This window comes from Terriglobales bacterium, from assembly GCA_035457425.1.
In the GTDB taxonomy this organism is placed as follows: Bacteria; Acidobacteriota; Terriglobia; order Terriglobales; family Acidobacteriaceae; genus JACPNR01.
In genome coordinates, this window is record DATIBR010000041.1 from 1 (window position 1) to 2,771 (window position 2,771).

Genomic DNA, 2,771 nt, shown 5'->3' on the forward strand with positions numbered 1-2,771 from the left:
GCCCAGCGTCAGCGTGATGGCGTCGTCGGGATGCCCGGGCACCGTCCACACCGCGCCCTTGATCTCTTTGCCCTGGTACTTCACGACGACGACGTCGGTGAATCCCTCGCTGTCCGGACCGACCGGCGTCTTGCCGCCGCCGGGGTCTTCGTAGGCGCCGGTGGAATCGGAGAACAGGCCGAGCTTCTTTGCCGTCGTCGGGCTCATCAGCACGGCGTTGTCCCAGGTCATCTTCGTCATGGGCTTGGGCAGCTCTTGCAGCCATCCATTGTTGGCGAAGCGCCCGTCGTAGACCGAGGGATCGGGACGGAAGATGACCTCGAGCTTGCCTCCCGTTGTGTGCGGATCCGGAGGCGGCGGAACATTTTTCGCCGTGAACTGCTTCTCCGGCAGCGCGGAGCCCTCGATGAAGCCGTCGTACAGCGCCTTGCGCCACCACGTCTCGAAGTCCACACCCGTGTGTTGCGACTTCCAGTAGTTCCGCAGCGTCTCGTATCCGGGAATGCCGGGCGCGTCCGTGAACGCCTGCAGGAACTCGTGCGCGGTCTTGCCGTCGTAGAGCGGCGCGATGAGCGGCTGAACGATCGAGACGGTGCCGTCGTGGGCGCGCGTATCGCTCCACGACTCCAGGTAGTGCGCCATCGGCACGTGCCAGTGCGAGAGCCACGAGGTCTCGTCGAAGTAGAGCCCCAGCCGGAAGACGCGCGGCACTTTGCGGATGGCGCCGGCAAAGTCGAGGTCGGCGGGCGCGTCGTACACCGGGTTGCCGCCCACGATGACGAGCATGTCCACCTTGCCCGCCCACATCTCGCCGACCAGTTCCCGCAGCCCCGCCATCTGGTCGACCGGGTTGGCTTCGATCGGGTCGGTGTAAACGACGGTCTTGCCGACGTTGCCCAGAGCTTCATTGATCTTCGCCGCGCACCAATGGATGTATGCCGACTGATGCTCGCCCGCGATGACGAGGGATGAGCCACGGTGCGCCTGCAGGTCCTTCACTAGCGCCTGGAGGAACTTGCCATCGGGTCCGGAAAAGTCTGGCTTGCCCTCGCCCATTCCAAACGCTGCTCCAAGCTCGGATGCAACGTCCTGTACCTCGCTCGCCCTCTTCGCCAGCCGGTGGTCCGCCTTGCCGCCGGTGTTCGACGGCGTGCTCTCGATCACGTACAGCCGGTTCATCCCGCGCTGCGACTTGCCACGCTCGTCGTGCTGCACCTTGCGCCGCGAGGCGAACTCGCGCGCGTAGCGATGGAATCCCGGGAAGCCCGCCGACAGGAAGTCGGCGTCGAGCGAGACGATCACGTCCGCCGCTTCGAGCTTGTAGACCGGCTGCGCCGGCTGGCCGAACGCCTGCTTCGTGCCCGCCCAGAGCGCGTCGCGATTCACCGGCTCGTACTGGAACCACTTCGCCTGCGGATACAGCTTCAGCAGGTCGCGCATCTGCTGCGCCAGCGTCGGCGAGATCACCGTCTCGGCGAGGAACCGGATGCCGGCGCCGCCGAGCGACTTCTGCGCAACCAGCGGCTGCCGCACCGCGCCCAGGAACTCGCCCCACGGCCGCACTTCACCCAGGTTCTGGATGGTCTGCGAGCGGTCGGGATCGTAGAGCCCGAGTACCGAGGCCTGCGCGAACGGGTCTGACCCACCGAGCGACGCCGGATGCTGCGGGTTCCCTTCCACCTTCGTCGGCCGGCCCTCGTTGCTCTTCGCCAGCAGTGGGAAGGCGCCCGTCGGGAACGGCATCGCGGTGGCAAAGTAGGTCGGCTTACCCGGCAGCATGTTCTCCGGCTGCCGGACGAACGGGATGATCTGCTCCGCCGGCTGCTTGGTGCACGCCGACAATCCCGCGAGCGCCAGGCCGGCGGCGGCGACCTTCATGAAGTCGCGCCGGCTCACGTCGTCGAGCACGGAAGCGTGCCGCGGGAATTCGTCATCCAGCAGGCGGCGGAACTCCGGCGTCTCGGCCAGCTCGTGCAGCGACCGCCAGTAGCGCGGGCCGCTCTGCCCGGCGAGCTTCTCCCGCGCCTCGTCGAGCGAGAGCTTCTTGCCGGTGTCGATTCTCACCAGCTCCGCCGCTTCCGCGGCCTGCTTCTTCTCGTGACACTCTGCGGACATCGTCCCCGTTTCGCCTGCGTCCTTTATCTATGGCACGTCGAGCAGCTCTGAAGGTCGTTCGGGCTGCGGACGCCGTACAGCTTGATCAGGTCTTTCCCCAGGTCTCTCTGGTCGGTGTACTGCTTGCCGCCGAAGTTCACCGGCCGCTCGCCGTTGGGCTGCTCGTAGCGCATGTTGAAGACTTCGCTCTTCGGCCGCAGGAACTTGTCGGGCGCGCGGTGGCAGTTCAGGCACCACTCCATCTGCAGCGACTGCGCCTGGTACATCAGCGGCATGCGGTCCACCGGGCCGTGGCAGGTGTCGCAGCCCACGCCCTTCGCCACGTGGATCGAGTGGTCGAAGTAGACGAAGTCCGGCAGGTCGTTCACCCGCGTCCACTCCAGCGACTTCCCGGTGCGGAAACTCTCGCGCACCGGCTCGAGCATGGGCGCGTTCGACCAGATCTGCGCGTGGCAGTTCATGCAGGTCTTGGTCGGCGGGATCCCGGCGAACGGCGAGCTCTCCACGCCGGTGTGGCAGTAGCGGCAGTCGATCCCCATGCCTTCGACGTGGTGCTTGTGGCTGAAGGGCACGGGCTGAGTGCGGGCGACGTAGGCCTGGGTGACGTAGGAGGAGCGGTTGACTTCCAGCACCGCCCAGCCGAGTCCCGCGATGAG

The 2,771-nt window shown here is 66.6% G+C and carries 2 protein-coding genes; both read right to left on the reverse strand.

Features of this window, described 5'->3' with window-relative positions; genetic code table 11:
- Positions 1-2,115 (reverse strand): TAT-variant-translocated molybdopterin oxidoreductase (locus VLA96_03185; GenBank protein ID HSE48192.1); only part of this gene is annotated, 2,115 nt, incomplete at its 3' end.
- A 23-nt stretch (positions 2,116-2,138) separates the two neighbouring features.
- A partial coding sequence (locus tag VLA96_03190) for a cytochrome c3 family protein (GenBank protein HSE48193.1) occupies positions 2,139-2,771 on the reverse strand: 633 nt, incomplete at its 5' end.